The 15,386-nt window shown below is 71.2% G+C and carries 15 protein-coding genes; 12 read left to right on the top strand and 3 right to left on the bottom strand.

Annotation, left to right across the window (positions count from 1 at the left end; genetic code table 11):
- Positions 1 to 6: 6 nt before the first annotated feature.
- Positions 7 to 1,950, bottom strand: a complete 1,944-nt coding sequence (locus STVA_RS17990; protein WP_123693536.1) for an AMP-binding protein — start codon at positions 1,948 to 1,950, stop codon at positions 7 to 9.
- A 101-nt stretch (positions 1,951 to 2,051) separates the two neighbouring features.
- Between STVA_RS17990 and STVA_RS17985 the strand changes: the two genes are divergently transcribed.
- Genes STVA_RS17985 through STVA_RS17970 form a run of 4 tightly spaced genes read left to right on the top strand, consistent with a single transcriptional unit; the run spans position 2,052 to position 6,651 of the window.
- On the top strand, positions 2,052 to 2,864 hold the full coding sequence (locus STVA_RS17985; protein WP_123693538.1) for an enoyl-CoA hydratase/isomerase family protein: 813 nt from the start codon (positions 2,052 to 2,054) through the stop codon (positions 2,862 to 2,864).
- Positions 2,865 to 2,884: 20 nt separating this feature from the next.
- Positions 2,885 to 4,534, top strand: coding sequence for a cyclohexanecarboxylate-CoA ligase (locus STVA_RS17980; RefSeq protein ID WP_197735668.1), 1,650 nt, complete (start codon positions 2,885 to 2,887; stop codon positions 4,532 to 4,534).
- Positions 4,535 to 4,548: 14 nt separating this feature from the next.
- Positions 4,549 to 6,168, top strand: a complete 1,620-nt coding sequence (locus STVA_RS17975; RefSeq protein ID WP_123693542.1) for an AMP-binding protein — start codon at positions 4,549 to 4,551, stop codon at positions 6,166 to 6,168.
- A 51-nt stretch (positions 6,169 to 6,219) separates the two neighbouring features.
- On the top strand, positions 6,220 to 6,651 hold the full coding sequence (locus STVA_RS17970) for a hypothetical protein (RefSeq protein ID WP_123693544.1): 432 nt from the start codon (positions 6,220 to 6,222) through the stop codon (positions 6,649 to 6,651).
- A 24-nt stretch (positions 6,652 to 6,675) separates the two neighbouring features.
- Here the strand turns inward: STVA_RS17970 and STVA_RS17965 are convergent, their stop codons facing one another.
- Together STVA_RS17965 and STVA_RS17960 are read right to left on the bottom strand one after the other, a co-directional pair.
- Entirely contained in the window at positions 6,676 to 7,851 is a 1,176-nt protein-coding gene (locus STVA_RS17965; RefSeq protein ID WP_123693546.1) for a benzoate/H(+) symporter BenE family transporter, read from the bottom strand.
- Positions 7,852 to 8,045: 194 nt separating this feature from the next.
- Positions 8,046 to 8,276, bottom strand: a complete 231-nt coding sequence (locus STVA_RS17960; protein WP_142235806.1) for an amino acid transporter — start codon at positions 8,274 to 8,276, stop codon at positions 8,046 to 8,048.
- A gap of 138 nt (positions 8,277 to 8,414) precedes the next feature.
- Here STVA_RS17960 and STVA_RS17955 point away from each other — a divergent pair, with 138 nt between their 5' ends.
- Genes STVA_RS17955 through STVA_RS17920 form a run of 8 tightly spaced genes read left to right on the top strand, consistent with a single transcriptional unit; the run spans position 8,415 to position 15,375 of the window.
- Positions 8,415 to 9,551: an acyl-CoA dehydrogenase family protein gene (locus STVA_RS17955; RefSeq protein WP_123693548.1), complete on the top strand. Its 1,137-nt coding sequence runs from the start codon at positions 8,415 to 8,417 to the stop codon at positions 9,549 to 9,551.
- A 10-nt stretch (positions 9,552 to 9,561) separates the two neighbouring features.
- On the top strand, positions 9,562 to 10,575 hold the full coding sequence (locus STVA_RS17950; RefSeq protein WP_123693550.1) for an NADPH:quinone oxidoreductase family protein: 1,014 nt from the start codon (positions 9,562 to 9,564) through the stop codon (positions 10,573 to 10,575).
- A gap of 6 nt (positions 10,576 to 10,581) precedes the next feature.
- Positions 10,582 to 11,340 carry an enoyl-CoA hydratase/isomerase family protein gene (locus tag STVA_RS17945; protein ID WP_123693552.1) on the top strand — a complete coding sequence of 253 codons (759 nt, stop codon included), beginning with the start codon at positions 10,582 to 10,584 and terminating at the stop codon, positions 11,338 to 11,340.
- A 5-nt stretch (positions 11,341 to 11,345) separates the two neighbouring features.
- Entirely contained in the window at positions 11,346 to 12,095 is a 750-nt protein-coding gene (locus STVA_RS17940; protein WP_123693554.1) for an SDR family NAD(P)-dependent oxidoreductase, read from the top strand.
- A 31-nt stretch (positions 12,096 to 12,126) separates the two neighbouring features.
- Positions 12,127 to 12,975 (top strand): enoyl-CoA hydratase family protein, encoded by an 849-nt coding sequence (locus STVA_RS17935; protein WP_123693556.1) that lies wholly within the window; start codon positions 12,127 to 12,129, stop codon positions 12,973 to 12,975.
- Positions 12,968 to 13,429 carry a PaaI family thioesterase gene (locus tag STVA_RS17930; protein WP_170216638.1) on the top strand — a complete coding sequence of 154 codons (462 nt, stop codon included), beginning with the start codon at positions 12,968 to 12,970 and terminating at the stop codon, positions 13,427 to 13,429. Before STVA_RS17935 ends, STVA_RS17930 begins: the two co-directional genes overlap by 8 nt.
- 3 nt (positions 13,430 to 13,432) lie before the next feature.
- Positions 13,433 to 14,593 (top strand): acyl-CoA dehydrogenase family protein, encoded by a 1,161-nt coding sequence (locus tag STVA_RS17925; protein ID WP_123693558.1) that lies wholly within the window; start codon positions 13,433 to 13,435, stop codon positions 14,591 to 14,593.
- Positions 14,590 to 15,375, top strand: a complete 786-nt coding sequence (locus STVA_RS17920; protein ID WP_123693560.1) for an enoyl-CoA hydratase/isomerase family protein — start codon at positions 14,590 to 14,592, stop codon at positions 15,373 to 15,375. Before STVA_RS17925 ends, STVA_RS17920 begins: the two co-directional genes overlap by 4 nt.
- The last annotated feature ends 11 nt before the right edge of the window (positions 15,376 to 15,386 follow it).

Genomic DNA, 15,386 nt, shown 5'->3' with positions numbered 1-15,386 from the left:
GGCTGTTCAGCCCATCGCCGCGGCGCGGATTGCGCTGTAGGCCTCCGGGTTGACCAGGGTCGACAAATCCCCCGGGCTCTCGCCGGTCAGTGCCGCCCGCACCACGCGGCGCATCGTCTTCATGTTGCGGGTCTTGGGCAGGTCGGCCGCGACCAGGATGCGGCCGGGGCGGAAGGCGCTGCCCATGGCCGCCGCGACGGCGTCCGACAGGGCGCGCCGGAAGGCATTGTCGTCGGCCTGGCCCGCGGCCGCGACGACGACGCAAGCGACCGCCTGGCCCTTCACCGGGTCGGGCAGGGCGACGGCGGCGGCATCGACCACCAGCCCGGTCGCCAGCAACGCGGCCTCGATCTCGGCCGGGCCGGTGCGCTTGCCGGCCAGCTTGATCGTGTCGTCCGACCGGCCGTGGATGTACCAATAGCCGTCGCCGTCGCGCGAGGCCCAGTCGCCATGCACCCAGATTCCCGGCAGGCGCGACCAGTAGCTCTCGATATACCGGTCGGGCTCGCGCCACAGGCCCTGGGTCATCCCCATCGGCGCCTGGCGCATCACCAATTCGCCGACCGTGCCGGCGGGCACGCTGCGGCCGTCCTCGTCGACGATGTCGGCGCCGCTGCCGGGGATCGGGCCGTTGAAGCTGGCGGGCTTGATCGGCTGCAGGATGTTGGTGGCGAGGATGCCGCCGACCTCCGTCCCGCCGGCATAGTTCAAGAGCGGCCGGGTGCCGCCCAGGACATGGCGGAAGACCCACATCCAGGCGCGCTCGTCCCAGGGCTCGCCGGTCGAGGTGGCCAGCCGCAGGGCCGACAGGTCGTGCGCGGCCAGTGCCGCTTCACCCTGGCGCGCCATCAGTCGGGCGATGGTGGGGCCGAGCCCGAGGAAGCTGACCCGGTGGCGGGCGACGATGCGCCACAGCCGGTCGGGCTCGGGAAAGTCCGGCGTGCCCTCGGCCAGGACCAGGGTCGCGCCCAGCGTCGTCGCGGCGACGATCTGGATCGGGCCGACGAGCCAGCCGATGTCGGTCATCCACAGGAGCCGGTCGGAAGGCTTCAGGTCGAAGCAGAGCTGGAAATCCAGCATCGTCTTGGCGAGGAAGCCGATATGGGTGTGGACCGTGCCCTTGGGCCGCCCGGTGGTGCCCGAGGTGTAGGCGACCAGCAGCGGCGCATCGGCGGCCAGCGGCCGGGTCGGGGCGGGTGGCCCGTCGGGCAGCGCGTGCCACCAATGGTCGCGGCCCGCCTGCATCGCCGGCGGCTCGCCGCCCTGCCGCAGCACCACGACATGGCGCAGGCTGGGCACGGACTTCGCGGCCTCGTCGACCTCGCTCTTCATCGCCACCCGCCGGCCGCGGCGCAGGGCCGAGTCGGCGGCCAGGACGGCCACGGCCTCGCCATCCCCCAGCCGGGTCGCCAGCGCGCCAGCACCGAAGCCGGAGAAGAGCGGCAGGATGACGGCACCCAGGCGGGCGAGCGCCAGGAAGCCGGCGACGGCCTCCGGCACCATCGGCATGTAGAGGCCAACCGGGCTGCCTGGACCGATGCCGAGTGCCGCCAGCCCGGCCGCCAGCCGGTCGACCTCGTGGCCAAGCTCGGCATAGGTCCAGGTGCGGACCTGACCGCCTTCGCCCTCCCAAATGACGGCAGGATGGTCGGGGCGGCCGGTGCGGTGGCGGTCGATGCCGGCCATGGCGAGGTTGGTGGTGCCGCCGACGCACCAGCGCACCCAGGGCAGCCCGGCCGAGGCATCGCGCAGGGTGGTCCAGGGCCGGGCGAAGGGCACGTCGAGGAAGCGCAGGATGGCGGCCCAGAACCAGTCGGGGTCGGCGTCCGCGCGGCGCTCCAGCGCGGCATAGTCGCCCAGCCCCTCGGCCGTCATGAACGCCTGCCAGTTGCTGGCCGCGACGAATTCCGCGCTGGGCGCCCACACCGCGCCTTCCGGCAATGCCGTCATCTTCCACCCTTCAAGCCCGATGGACTTCCTGCCACCGCTTGTCGCAGTATCGCGCCGAGTGAACGTTCGTTCAATTCATAGAAACGGCGGAGGGAAGTCCCATGACCGATGAACGCTACGCCCGCTATCAGCGCCTGAAGTTCGACCGGCCGCACGCCCGCGTCCTGCGCGTCACCATGTCGAACCCGGGCAAGCTGAACGCGGCCGACGCCGTCATGCATGGCGAGCTGACCGGCCTGTGGCGCGAGATCGACGGCGACCCGACCGTGTCGGCGGTCATCCTCCAGGGCGAGGGCAAGGCGTTCTCGGCCGGCGGCGACTTCGCCATGATCGACACCATCATCGCCGACTTCCACACCCGTGCGGCCAACTGGAAGGAGGCGCGCGACCTCGTCTACAACATCATCAACTGTTCCAAGCCGATCGTCAGCGCCATCCGCGGCCCGGCGGTCGGCGCCGGGCTCGTCTGCGGCCTGCTGGCCGACGTCTCGATCGCCGCCAACGACGCGCGCATCATCGACGGCCACACGCGGCTGGGCGTGGCCGCCGGCGATCATGCCGCGATCATCTGGCCGCTGCTGTGCGGCATGGCCAAGGCCAAGTACTACCTGATGACCTGCGACCCGCTGTCGGGCGCCGAGGCCGAGCGCATCGGGCTGGTGTCGCTGGCGGTCGAGGATGCCGAGCTGGATGCCAAGGCCGTGGCCGTCGCGACCAAGCTGGCCGAGGGCGCGCCGCACGCCATCCGCTGGACCAAGTACGCGCTGAACAACTGGCTGCGCCAGGCCGGCCCGATCTTCGACACCTCGCTGGCGCTGGAGTTCCTGGGCTGGCAGTCGCCCGACGTCCAGGAGGGGCTGGCTGCGCACCGCGAGAAGCGCCGGCCGGCCTTCCCGCCAGAGTCCAACCTCTGACCGGACGGGAGGGCCGACCCTTGCCCGCCACCATCCAGTCCATGCTGACACCCGAGCGCGCGCAGGCCATGCGCGCGGCCGGGCTGTGGGACGAACGGACCGTGCTGGACGACTTCGACCGCCTGCTGGCCATGACGCCCGACCGGCTCGCCATCGTCGACCACAACTCCATGACCGGCCAGGCCAGCCGGCTGACCTATGGCGAACTGGGTCGGCGGGTGGAGCGCATCGCCGCCGGACTGGTGGCACTCGGCGTCGGCCAGGGGGATGTCGTCTCCTGGCAGCTACCCAACTGGTGGGAATTCGCGGCCCTCCACCTGGCCGCGATGCGCATCGGCGCGATCAGCAACCCGCTGATGCCGATCTTCCGTGAGCGCGAGCTGCGCTTCATGCTGAAGCTGTCCGGCGCCAAGGTGCTGGTGATGCCGCGCAGCTTCCGTGGCTTCGACCATGCCGGCATGGCCCGAGGCATGCGCGCCGACCTGCCCGACCTGGCCCACGTGCTGGTCGTGGGCGGCGAGGGGGCCGAAGCGTTCGAGGCGCTGCATGACGGCAGGCGGCCGCACGATGCCGCCGCCGCCGCCGCGCTCTTTGCGCAGCGCCGGCCGGCGTCGGACGACGTGATCGAGGTGCTCTACACCTCGGGCACGACGGGCGAGCCCAAGGGGGTGATGCACAGCTCCAACACGCTGATCAGCAACCTCGTCCCCTACATCCGGCGGCTCGGCCTGTCGGGCGACGACGTGGTGCTGATGGCGTCCCCGCTCGCCCACCAGACCGGCTTCCTTTACGGCGTCGTCATGCCGGTGCTGCTGGGCGCGCCCGTCATCCTGCAGGACATCTGGAATGCCGGCCGGGCGGCCGACAACATCAAGGCCGAGGGCGTCACCTTCACGATGGCCTCGACACCCTTCCTGGCCGACCTGACTGCGGTGGCCGAGGAGCGGCGGCCGGACCTCGCCAGCCTGCGCATCTTCCTGTCGGCCGGCGCGCCGATCCCGTCGGCCGTCGCCCGCCGGGCGACCGACAATCTGGGTGCCACCATCGTGTCGGCCTGGGGCATGACCGAGAACGGGGCGGCGACCACCACCCTGCTGGACGACCCGCCGGCGCGTGCCTGCGAGACCGATGGCCGCGCCATGGAGGGCATCGAGCTGCGCGTCGTCGACGATGCCGGCCAGGTGCTGCCGGCCGGCGCCGAGGGCCGGCTGCACCTGCGCGGCTGTTCCAACTTCCTCGGCTACCTGAAGCGCCCCGAATTGTACGGTGTCGATGCCGATGGCTGGTTCGACACCGGTGACCTCGCGCGGATGGATGCCGAGGGCTACATCCGCATCACCGGCCGCACCAAGGACGTGATCATCCGCGGCGGCGAGAACGTGCCGGTGGTCGAGGTGGAGGGGCTGATCTACCAGCACCCGGCCGTGGCGGAGGTGGCGGTGGTGGGCATGCCCGATGCCCGCCTGGGCGAGCGCGCCTGCGCCTTCGTCGTGCCGCGGCCGGGGGCGGCGCTGACCTTGGCCGAACTCGTCGCCTTCCTGGAGACCCACAAGCTGACGCGCAACTACCTGCCGGAGCGGCTGGAGGTGGTGGACGCCATGCCGCGCACGCCGAGCGGCAAGATCCAGAAGTTCCGCCTGCGCGACATGGCCCGGGAGGCGGGCGGCTAGGGCGGGGGCCGGCGATGGCCGCGACCGATATTTCCGGCTGGGTGCTGGGGCGGGTGCTGGCCCGCCAGGCCGAGCGGTATGGCGACCGGGACTATCTGCGACCCGTCGACGGCCCGCCGGTCGGCTTCGCGGCCATGGACCGGGCCGCCACCCGGATCGCCAACGGGCTGATCGCGGCCGGGGTCGGCCGCGGCGACCCGGTCCTGGCGATGCTGCCGAACTCGGCCGACTTCATCGCGCTGTGGTGCGGGGTGGCGCGGGCGGGCGCGGTCTTCGTGCCGATCAACACCGCCTTCAAGGGCGCCTTCCTGGAGCATATCGCCAACGTGACCGGCGCCCGGGCCATGGTGGCGGCGGCCATCCATGTGCCGACGATCGCCGCCTCGGCCGCGCGCCTGCCGCACCTGAAGCATCTGTGGGTGCATGGCGGGGACGAGGACGATGTGGGGGTGCCGGCCGGGATCGCCCGCCACGACTTCGCCGAACTGGCCGCCGGCTCCGACCGTGGGGTCGACGTGGCGGTCGCGGTCGGCGATGTCGGCGCCATCCTCTTCACGTCGGGCACCAGCGGGCCGTCGAAGGGGCCGCTGCTGCCGCACGGCCACCTGCACCTGAACGGCCATGTCTATGCCGACGTGCTGCGGATGTCGGCCGACGACGTGCTCTACACCTGCCTGCCGCTCTTCCATGCCAACGCCCTGCTGCTGGGCGCCTATGGCGCGCTGATGCTGGGGGCGCCCCTGGTGCTGGCGCCGCGCTTCAGCGCCAGCGGCTGGCTGGGCGACATCCGCCGCCACGGCGTCACGGTGACCAACCTGCTCGGCACCATGATGAGCTTCCTGATGAAGCAGCCCCCGACGCCCCAGGATCGCGACCATGGGCTGCGCGCGGTGGCCGCCGTGCCCCTGGTGCCGGCCCTGGCCGCCCCCTTCCAGGCGCGCTTCGGCGCCAAGCCGGTCGAGCTCTACGGCACGACAGAGATCAACTGCCCTTTCTACATGCCGCTGGAGGCGCCGCTGCGGCCGGGCTCGTGCGGGCGGCTGATCGCCGACTGGTTCGAGGTGCGGGTGGCCGACCCCGCCACCGACGACCCCGTGCCGGTGGGGCAGGTGGGCGAACTGCTTGTCCGCCCGACCCGCGCCGGCATCTTCCTGCAGGGCTATTGCGGCATGCCCGAGGCAACCGTGGCGGCCTTTCGCAACCTGTGGTTCCATACGGGCGACGCCTTCAAGGCGACCGAGGATGGCTGGTACTCTTTCGTCGACCGCATGCGCGACTGCATCCGCCGGCGCGGCGAGAACGTGTCCTCGTGGGAGATCGAGCAGGCGCTGATCCAGCAGGAAGACGTGCTGGAGGCGGCCGTGGTGGGCGTGCCGTCCGACATCGGCGACGGCGAGGAGGAGATCATGGCCTGCCTCGTGCCGCGGCCGGGCCATGCCATCGACCCGAAGGCGATCTGGTCCTATTGCGACGCGCGCCTGCCCAGGTTCGCCGTACCCAGGTTCGTGCGGACGCTGGAAACCTTGCCGCGGACGGCGACCGAGAAGGTGCGCAAGGAAGTCCTGCGCGGCGAGGGCATCGGGGCTGCTGTCGACCGTGTCGCACCGCCGCCCTCCGCCGCGCAATTGCCATAGGCGGGGCCGGCCGGCGAGCTATGATGGCCTCCTTGCTGGAGGGGGAATGGCATGTGGAAGGTGCTTGTCAGCATGATGGCGGCGACGATGCTCTGCTCGGCGCCGTCGATTGCCCAGAACCGACCTTCTGTCATTGCCCTGGAGCTCAACAACAATTCTGGCGAGCGGAAGGCGTTCGTCACGTCGGAAGCCGTCAATGTGTCCGGCCGAAGCCTCGCGTTCGAGGAAATGCCGGCCGCGTCGACGATCCGCGAGCGCCTGGAGTTCGACACCAACGCTACCTCAGGCCTGTGGAGGCTTACGCTCCGGGTGTACGGCCTGGACATGCTGGTGGAAAAGGAATGCGTCGTTACGCTGACGCTGAGGCGCCCCCTGGGATCGAGTTCGGAAAGCACCGACAGAACCCCCGGCACGCTGTGTTCTGTCACGTTCTATGCCGTCGATTCCGAGCGGGCGGACCTGATCGTCTCGTTCAATCCCTAGATCGCCGGCCCGTTCCGCCGGGTTTCAGTGCGGCCCGGCCGACCGGCCGGCGCGCGCCAGCGCCAGCATGGCGCCGCCCGCGATCAGGCCCCAGAAGGCGCCGCCGATCCCCAGCACCGTGAGGCCGGAGGCCGCGACCAGGAAGGTCACGAGCGCCGCCTCGCGGCCGGTCGGGGCGGAGACGGCACCCAGCAGTGCTGCCCCCAGCGGCCCCAGCAGCGCCAGGCCGGCGACGGCCTCGATCAGGATCGGCGGAGCGGCGCCGATGAAGGCGGCGGCCGCCCCCGCGCCCAGCCCCAGCAGCACATAGACGATGCCGCCGACCACGGCCGACCAGTAGCGCCGCGCCGGGTCAGGGTGGGCGTCGTCGCCGGCGCAGATGGCGGCCGTGATCGCCGCCAGGTTGATGGCATGGCCGCCGAACGGCGTGGCCACCAGGCTGAGGAAACCAGTCAGCCGAAACAGGGCGCTGGCGTCGGGGCGATAACCGTAGAGGTTGAGGACGGCGATGCCGGGGATGTTCTGGGACGCCATGGTGACGACGAACAGCGGCACGCCGATGCCGATGGCAGCCGCCAGGCGGAACTCCGGCAGCACCAGGGCCGGCTGCGGCCACAGGGAACCGAGGGTGCCGGCGTCGATCTCGGTGGTGGCGGCAATCACGATCGCGGCCACGACCACGGCCGCCGGCACCGCCAGCAACCGCCGGACCCGGCCGACCAGCGCCCAGGCGGCGATGATGACGAGGGCGGCCACCGGCGCCTCGCCCACCGCGCGCACCGGCGCCAGGCACAGGTTCAGCAGCACGCCGGCCAGCATGGCGTTGGCGAGCGGTGCCGGGATCGAGGCCACCCACCGCCCGAGCGGCCGGTAGAGCCCGGCCAGCACCACCAGCACGCCGGCCACGACGAAGGCGCCGACGGCGACGGGAAATCCGCCCTCGATAGGCCCGGATGCAATCAGCAGCACCGCGCCTGGGGTCGACCATGCGACTGAAATCGGCATCCGCGTGCGCAGGGCCACGACGACCGCCCCCAGCCCCATCAGCACGCAGACGGCCATCAGCCCCGAGGCCGCCTCGACCCGCGAGGCACCCGCCACCATGAAGCCCTGGATCAGGACCGCGAACGAGCTTGCGAAGCCGACGAAGGCCGCCAGCGTGCCGGCGGTCGCGGCCTGGAGGGAGAAGGTGCGGAGCATGGACCCCGACAGTAGTCTCGGAGCGCAATCGAGCGCGAGTGCCGGCTGGGTCCTTCCAGCACCGTCAATTCCGACAGGTGGCGCGGTGCCCGCGGGCGATGGCTAGCGCTGACGCCAAGCGAAGAGGTACATGCCGACGCCAACCGCCAGCAGCACCAGCGGCATGCCGAATAGCGCGATAGCCTCAAATGCCGTCATTGCTTTAGTTTCCGCAGCAAGCTTCTTGCGAGAATATGTAAGGCTACTCCGACCAGAATCAAAGTACCGGCGCTGGCTACAACGCCGACCGGTGAGGCCACCGGTGGGTTCACTCCATAGAGAAGTGACGCGAACGGCGCGATCGTGCCGGCCACCAGAGCGGCGATGGCCGTCCCGTTCAGGAAGGTCCCGGTCAGTTTCGCCTGTTCGTTCTGGATCAGACTCACGGGTTCGCTATCCAGTCGGTTCGGTCAGGGCGGCAGCATGCCAGCCCGCGCCGGATATTGACAACCGACCGCCCCGGCGACCATCATCCGGCAACTGAACGAACGATCATTCATAGATCGCGTGAGGGGGAGGAACCCTTGATCCTGGCCGAAGAGCATCTGCTCGTCCGCGACATGGCGCGGTCCTTCGCGCAGGCCGCACTGGCGCCCAATGCTGCTGCCTGGGAAGAGGCGCGCGCCGTGCCGCGCGCGGTCCTGGGGGAGATGGGGCGGCTCGGCCTGCTCGGCATGACGGTGCCCGAGGAGTGGGGCGGGTCTGGGGCCGACTATATCGCCTATGCCCTGGCGCTGATCGAGATCGCGGCCGGCAACGGCGCGGTCTCGACGATGATGAGCGGGCACAATTCGGTCGGCTGCATGCCGCTGCTGGACCATGGCACGCCCGCGCAGAAGGAACGCTGGCTCAGGCCGATGGCCAGGGGCGAGCTGCTCGTCGCCTTCTGCCTGACCGAGCCGCAGGGCGGGTCGGATGCGGGCGCGATCCGGACCCGAGCGGTGCGCACCAACGGCGGCTGGAAGATCAGCGGCGTCAAGCAGTACATCACCTCGGGCTCGACGGCCGACATGGCGATCGTCTTCGCCGTGACCGACCCCGACCAGGGCAAGCGCGGCCTGTCCGGCTTCCTGGTGCCGACCGACAATCCGGGCTACCGGGTCGGCCGGGTCGAGAAGAAGATGGGCCAGTCGGCGTCCGACACCTGCGAGATCATCCTGGACGGGGTCGAGGTCGATGCCGACGCGCTGCTGGGTGCCGAGGGTGGCGGCTATCGTATCGCGCTGGCCAACCTCGAGGGTGGGCGCATCGGTATTGCCGCCCAGTCGGTCGGTATGGCGCGGGCCGCACTCGACCTGGCGGTCGCCTATGCCAAGGAGCGCGTCACCTTCGGCAAGCCGATCGCCGCCCACCAGGCCGTCGGCTTCCGGCTGGCCGACATGGCGACGCACCTGGCCGCCGCCGAGCAGCTCGTCCTCCATGCCGCCGCCCTGAAAAGTGCCGGCCAGCCCTGCCTGGTCGAGGCCTCGATGGCCAAGCTGTTCGCGTCCGAGGCGGCCGAGCGTATCTGCCGCGACGCCATCCAGACCTTCGGCGGCGCCGGATACATGGCTGACATGGGGGTCGAGCGCATCTATCGCGACGTCCGCGTGGCGATGATCTACGAGGGCACCAACGACATCCAGCGCCTGGTCATCAACCGCGCGCTGACCGGCCATTGAGGGACGGTTCATGAAGGCCCTCCTCGTCGAGAAGTTCGGCCAGCCGGATGAGATGGTTCTCCGCGACCTGCCCGACCCCGTGCCGGCGGCGGGCGAACTGCTGGTCGAGATCCACGCCATCGGCCTCAACTTCCCCGACCTGCTGGTGATCGGCGGCACCTACCAGACCCTGCCGCCGCTGCCCTTCGCGCCGGGCAAGGAACTGGCGGGCGTGGTCCGTGCGCTCGGGGCCGGCGTGACCGGATTCCGGGTTGGCGACCGGGTGGCGGCCCAGGTGGAATCCGGCGCCTTCGCCGAACTGGCCGCCATTCCGGCCGCCCATTGCTACCCGGTGCCGGCCGGCCTCTCGACCGTGCGCGCGGCCGGCATGGGGCTGGTCTACCAGACCTCCTGGTTCTCGCTCACCGATCGCGCCCGCTTGCGGCCCGGCGAATGGGTGCTGGTGACGGGGGCGGCGGGCGGCGTCGGCATCGCTGCGGTCGAACTGGCCAAGGCCATGGGTGCGCGCGTCGTGGCCGGCCTCACCACCATGGCCAAGGCCGATTTCGTGCGCCGCCACGGCGCCGACGCGGTGGTCGACCTCGGCATGGCCGACCTGCGCGACGGGCTGCGCCGCGCGGTCCATGAAGCGACCGATGGGCACGGCGCTGATGTCGTCATTGACCCGGTTGGCGGGCCGGTGTTCGAGGCGGCCTTGCGGGCGATGGCCTGGGACGGGCGGCTGGTCGTCGTCGGCTTTACCGCCGGGGCGATCCCGTCGGTGAAGGCCAACTACCTGCTGATCAAGCACATCACCGTCACCGGCATCCATTGGAGCGACTATCGCGACCGCGACCCCGCGCGGGTCGCCAGGGCGCAGGCGGAAATGTTCGCCATGGCCGCGGCCGGCCGGCTCGACCCGCCGGTGATGGCGACCTTCCCGCTGGAGCGCGCAGCCGATGCCCTGGCCGAGATCGCCGGCCGCCGGGTCGAGGGCAAGCTGGTGCTGGTGACCGATGCCGGTCGCGCCGCCGGGGCGGAGTAGGGGACGATGCAGCATCTGGAGATAGCCGACCGCGTCGCCACGCTGACTCTCGACCGCCCGCCCGCCAACGCCATCAATGCGGCCTGGGTCGCAGGTTTCCACGCCCGGCTGGACGAGCTGGCGGCGCGCGACGACTGGAACCTGCTGCATGTCCGCTCGGCCCTGCGGCTGTTCTCGGCCGGGGCCGACCTGAAGGACATGCGCGCGCAATATGGATCGCCCGAGGGGCGGGCCGCCTTCCAGGTCGGCGTGCGGGCGATGCAGGTGCTGTTCCAGCGCATCGAGGACCTGCCGCGCCCGTCCCTGGCGGAGATCGGCGGCCATGCCATGGGCGGCGGCTTCGAGCTGGCGCTCGCCTGTACCTTCCGCATCGCCGCGCACGAGATCCAGCTTGGCCTGCCGGAAGTGCGCCTCGGCCTACTGCCGGGCGCCGGCGGCACCCAGCGCCTGACCCGCCTGGTCGGCCGTGCGGTGGCCGAGCGCCTGATTCTGGGGGCGGAGACCGTGGACGGGGCGACCGCCGAACGTCTGGGCCTGGTGCAATGGTCGGCCCCTCTGGCCGACCTGCCGGCCGCGGCCGGCGCCATTGCGCGCCGCCTGGCCGACCTGCCGCCGCATGCGATGGCCGAGGCGCGCGCCTGCATCGCGGCAGCGCTGGACCCGGCCGTCGACGGCTTCGCCCGCGAGGTGTCGGGCGGGGCCGCACTCTTGGAAACGACCGAAACGCGGGCGCTGGTCGCCCGCTTCCTCGACCGGAAGGGCTGAGACAGATGGAAATGGCAGGCAAGAACGTCGTCGTCACCGGCGCCTCGTCGGGCATCGGCCGGGCGACAGCGCTGCTGCTGGGGCGCGAGGGTGCGCGCGTGTTCGGTGGCGACATCGACCAGGAGGGCGGCCGCAAGACCGAGGCGATGGCGGCCGAGCAGGGGGTGAAGTTCGAGTACATCCCGCTCGACCTGACCGACCCGGCCGGCGTCAACGCCTTCGCAGCCGATGTGCATGCCCGCATCGGCGGGCCGGTCGACGGGCTGGTGAACGCCGCCGGCTGGGACCGCATCCAGCCCTTCATCGACAATACGCCCGAGATGTGGGAGCGCGTCGTCCAGATCAACCTGATGGGTGCCGTCCGCCTGACCCGCGCGGTGCTGGAACCGATGATGGCCGCCCAGAAGGGCAAGATCGTGCATGTGGCGAGCGATGCCGGCCGCGTCGGCAGCATGGGCGAGACGGTCTATGCCGCGGCCAAGGGCGGCCTCATCGCCTTCACCAAGTCGCTGGCGCGCGAGATGGCGCGGCACAAGATCAACGTCAACTGCGTCTGCCCGGGGCCGACCGATACCCCGCTGTTCCAGGCCCAGCCCGAGAAGATGCGCGACGCGCTGACCCGCGCCATCCCCTTCCGCCGGATCGCCCAGCCCGAGGAGATCGGCGAGGCCGTGACCTTCTTCCTCGGCCGCCGCTCCGACTACATCACGGGCCAAGTGCTGAGCGTCAGCGGCGGCCTGACGATGGTCGACTGATCCGACACCGCCCAATCTTCAAGGACCCGCCATGGCGCTCGCCTTCGACAGCAACCGCATCGACTTCGCCACCTACCAGCCCAAGCACTTCCTGTGGTCCCTGGACGGCAAGGTCGCCACCATCACGCTGAACCGGCCGGAGCGGAAGAACCCGCTGACGTTCGAATCCTATGCCGAACTGCGCGACACCTTCCGCGAACTGGCCTACGCCGACAACGTGAAGACGGTCGTCGTCACCGGCGCCGGCGGCAATTTCTGCTCGGGCGGCGACGTGCATGAGATCATCGGCCCGCTGGTCCGCATGCAGGAGGCGGGCGACATGCGCGGCCTGCTGGACTTCACCCGCATGACCGGCGACCTGGTGAAGGCGATGCGCGCCTGCCCGCAGACGATCGTGGCCGCCATCGACGGCATCTGCGCGGGTGCGGGCGCCATCATCGCCATGGCATCCGACCTGCGCGTCGGCACGCCCGAGAGCAAGGTGGCGTTCCTGTTCGTGCGCGTCGGGCTGGCGGGGGCGGACATGGGGGCGTGCAACATCCTGCCTCGGATCATCGGGTCCGGCCGGGCGGCCGAGTTGCTCTACACCGGCCGCGCCATGGATGGCGCCGAGGCCGAGCGCTGGGGCTTCTACAACCGCCTGGTGGCCGGCGACCAGGTGCTGGCCGAGGCAACCAAGCTCGCCACCTCGCTGGCTGCCGGGCCGACCTTCGCCCATGCCATGACCAAGCGCTGCATCCACCAGGAATGGAGCATGACCATCGACGACGCGATCGAGGCCGAGGCCCAGGCCCAGGCGATCTGCATGCAGACGCAGGACTATGGCCGCGCCTATCGCGCCTTTGTCGCCAAGGAACGCCCTGTCTTCCAGGGTGACTGATGCTCCGCATGCCGATGAGGGCTGGCGGCCGCTGGCGGCCGGCGGGGGGTTCCTCGCCGCCGTCGGGCCGTTGCTGTGGCGACGCGAGCCGGACGGCCTCGCCATGGGCTTCCGGGTCGGCGCCCACCATTGCAACCCGGTTGGCGCCTGCCATGGCGGCATGTTGATGACGCTGGCCGACGTGGTCATGGGCTTCGGGCTTGGCGACCGGCTGGGCGAGGACCGCTTCGTGCCGACGATCGGCATGACGGCCGATTTCCTGGCGCCCGCGCCGCAGGGCCGGCTGGTTTGGGGGCGGGTGGAGGTGCTGCGCCAGGGGCGGCGCACCGGCTTTGCGCAATGCCTGCTGCGTACCGGCCGCGATGATATCGTCATGCGGGCGAGCGGCGTCTTCCAGCTCGACCGGCCGGCCGACCCGGGTGTCTCCCCCGCAGCCCTCTTCGCGGAATCCTGACCGATGGCCGACCGCAGCTTCCTCGACTGGCCGTTCTTCGAGCCCCGCCACCGCGACCTGGCCGGCCGGCTCGAGGACTGGGCGCGGGATGCGATCGGCACCGGCGTGCATCCCCATGTCGACGTCGACCAGGAGTGCCGGCGGCTGGTCCGCCTGCTGGGCGATGCCGGCTGGCTCGCTCTGGCGGTGCCGGAGGGCGGGGCGGAGGCGTTGGACGTGCGCACCCTCTGCCTGGTGCGCGAGACGCTGGCCCGCCATTCCGGCCTGGCCGACTTCGCCTTCGCCATGCAGGGGCTGGGCACCGGGCCGATCAGCCTCTTCGGCGATGCGGCCCTGCGCGACCGCTACCTGGCGCCGGTGCGCGCCGGCCAGCGAATCGCCGCCTTTGCCCTGTCGGAGCCGGATGCCGGGTCGGACGTGGCGGCGATGACGACGACCGCCACGCGGGTGGCGGGCGGCTGGCGGCTCGACGGCTGCAAGACCTGGATCTCCAACGGCGGCATCGCCGATCATTACGTCGTCTTCGCCCGCTCGGGCGAGGCGCCCGGCACGCGCGGCATCTCGGCCTTCGTGGTCGATGCGGACACGCCCGGCCTCTCCATCGCCGAGCGGATCCAGGTGATCGCCCCCCATCCGCTGGCGACGCTGGCCTTCGACAACTGCGTCGTGCCCGACGGCAACCGCCTGGGCGAGGCGGGCCAGGGCTTCAAGGTGGCGATGGCGACGCTCGACATCTTCCGCTCCACGGTCGGAGCGGCCGCGCTGGGCTTCGCCCGGCGAGCCCTCGACGAGGCGGTCGACCGGGTGCGGGTGCGGCCGATGGGCGGCCGGCTGCTGGCCGACCAGCAGATGACCCAGGCCCGCCTGGCCGACATGGCGACCGAGATCGATGCCGCCGCCCTGCTGGTCTATCGTGCGGCCTGGACCCGCGACGTCGCCGGCCGGCCGCCGACCCGCGAGGCGGCGATGGCCAAGCTCTACGCGACCGAGGCGGCCCAGCGGGTGGTCGACGGCGCGGTCCAGCTCTTCGGCGGCCTCGGCGTCACCGTCGGGGTGAAGGTCGAGGAGCTCTACCGCGAAATCCGGGCCTTGCGGATCTATGAAGGGGCGAGCGAAGTGCAGAAACTGGTGATCGCCCGCCAGGTGCTGGGGACGAAGCGATGAATTTCGAGCGCATCGGCTACGAGGCCGCGGACGGCCGGGCCACCATCACCTTCCGCCAGCCGGACCGGATGAACCCGCTCGACGGGTCGACGGTGAAGGAACTGCGCCGGGCCGTGGCGACGGCGGAGGCCGACCCGGCCCTGCGCGCGGTCGTCATCACCGGGTCGGGGCGCGCCTTCTCGGCCGGCGGCGACCTGGCAGGGTACATCTCGCTCTATCGCGACACGGCGGGCTTCCGGGCCTTCCTGGAGGATTTCTTCGAGCTCGGCACCGCGATCGAGCGCTCGCGGCTCGTTTACATCGCCGCCATCAACGGCTTCTGCGTCGCGGGCGGCCTGGAGCTGATGCTGGCCTGCGACCTGGCGATCGCCGCGCGGGAAGCGAAGATCGGCGACGGCCACCTGAATTTCGGCCAGCTCCCGGGCGCCGGCGGGTCGCAGCGCCTGCCGCGGGCGATCGGCGCGCAGCGGGCCAAGCTGCTGCTGCTGAGCGGGCGACTGGTCGACGGGGTGGAGGCCGAGCGCATCGGCCTGGTCGCCGAGGCGGTGCCGCTGGCCGACCTCGCCACCCATGTCGACACGCTGGTCGCCGGCCTGATGGAGCGCAGCCGCGCCGGCATCGAGGGCATGAAGCATCTGGTGAACCAGGGCCTTCGCGGATCGTTCGCCGACGGCCTGCGGATGGAGGTCGACTACGTCCATCGCTATGCCACCAGCGAGCCCGACGCGACCGAGGGGCTGGTGGCATTCCAGGAAAAGCGGCGCCCGCGCTTCGGCGCCTGATCGAAAGGCCT

The sequence above is a fragment of the Stella humosa genome (genome assembly GCF_006738645.1).
Lineage (GTDB): Bacteria > Pseudomonadota > Alphaproteobacteria > ATCC43930 > Allostellaceae > Allostella > Allostella humosa.
This window is presented reverse-complemented; position numbering and strand designations above follow the sequence as displayed.

Bases quoted from the DNA above. Each gene is read 5' to 3' on its own strand.
- STVA_RS17925 (WP_123693558.1), top strand. From the start codon at position 13,433: ATGGCCGACCGCAGCTTCCTCGACTGGCCGTTCTTCGAGCCCCGCCAC.
- STVA_RS17975 (WP_123693542.1), top strand. From the start codon at position 4,549: ATGGCCGCGACCGATATTTCCGGCTGGGTGCTGGGGCGGGTGCTGGCC.
- STVA_RS17935 (WP_123693556.1), top strand. From the start codon at position 12,127: ATGGCGCTCGCCTTCGACAGCAACCGCATCGACTTCGCCACCTACCAG.
- STVA_RS17950 (WP_123693550.1), top strand. From the start codon at position 9,562: ATGAAGGCCCTCCTCGTCGAGAAGTTCGGCCAGCCGGATGAGATGGTT.
- STVA_RS17965 (WP_123693546.1), bottom strand. From the start codon at position 7,851: ATGCTCCGCACCTTCTCCCTCCAGGCCGCGACCGCCGGCACGCTGGCG.
- STVA_RS17990 (WP_123693536.1), bottom strand. From the start codon at position 1,950: ATGACGGCATTGCCGGAAGGCGCGGTGTGGGCGCCCAGCGCGGAATTC.
- STVA_RS17945 (WP_123693552.1), top strand. From the start codon at position 10,582: ATGCAGCATCTGGAGATAGCCGACCGCGTCGCCACGCTGACTCTCGAC.
- STVA_RS17920 (WP_123693560.1), top strand. From the start codon at position 14,590: ATGAATTTCGAGCGCATCGGCTACGAGGCCGCGGACGGCCGGGCCACC.
- STVA_RS17970 (WP_123693544.1), top strand. From the start codon at position 6,220: ATGTGGAAGGTGCTTGTCAGCATGATGGCGGCGACGATGCTCTGCTCG.
- STVA_RS17985 (WP_123693538.1), top strand. From the start codon at position 2,052: ATGACCGATGAACGCTACGCCCGCTATCAGCGCCTGAAGTTCGACCGG.
- STVA_RS17940 (WP_123693554.1), top strand. From the start codon at position 11,346: ATGGAAATGGCAGGCAAGAACGTCGTCGTCACCGGCGCCTCGTCGGGC.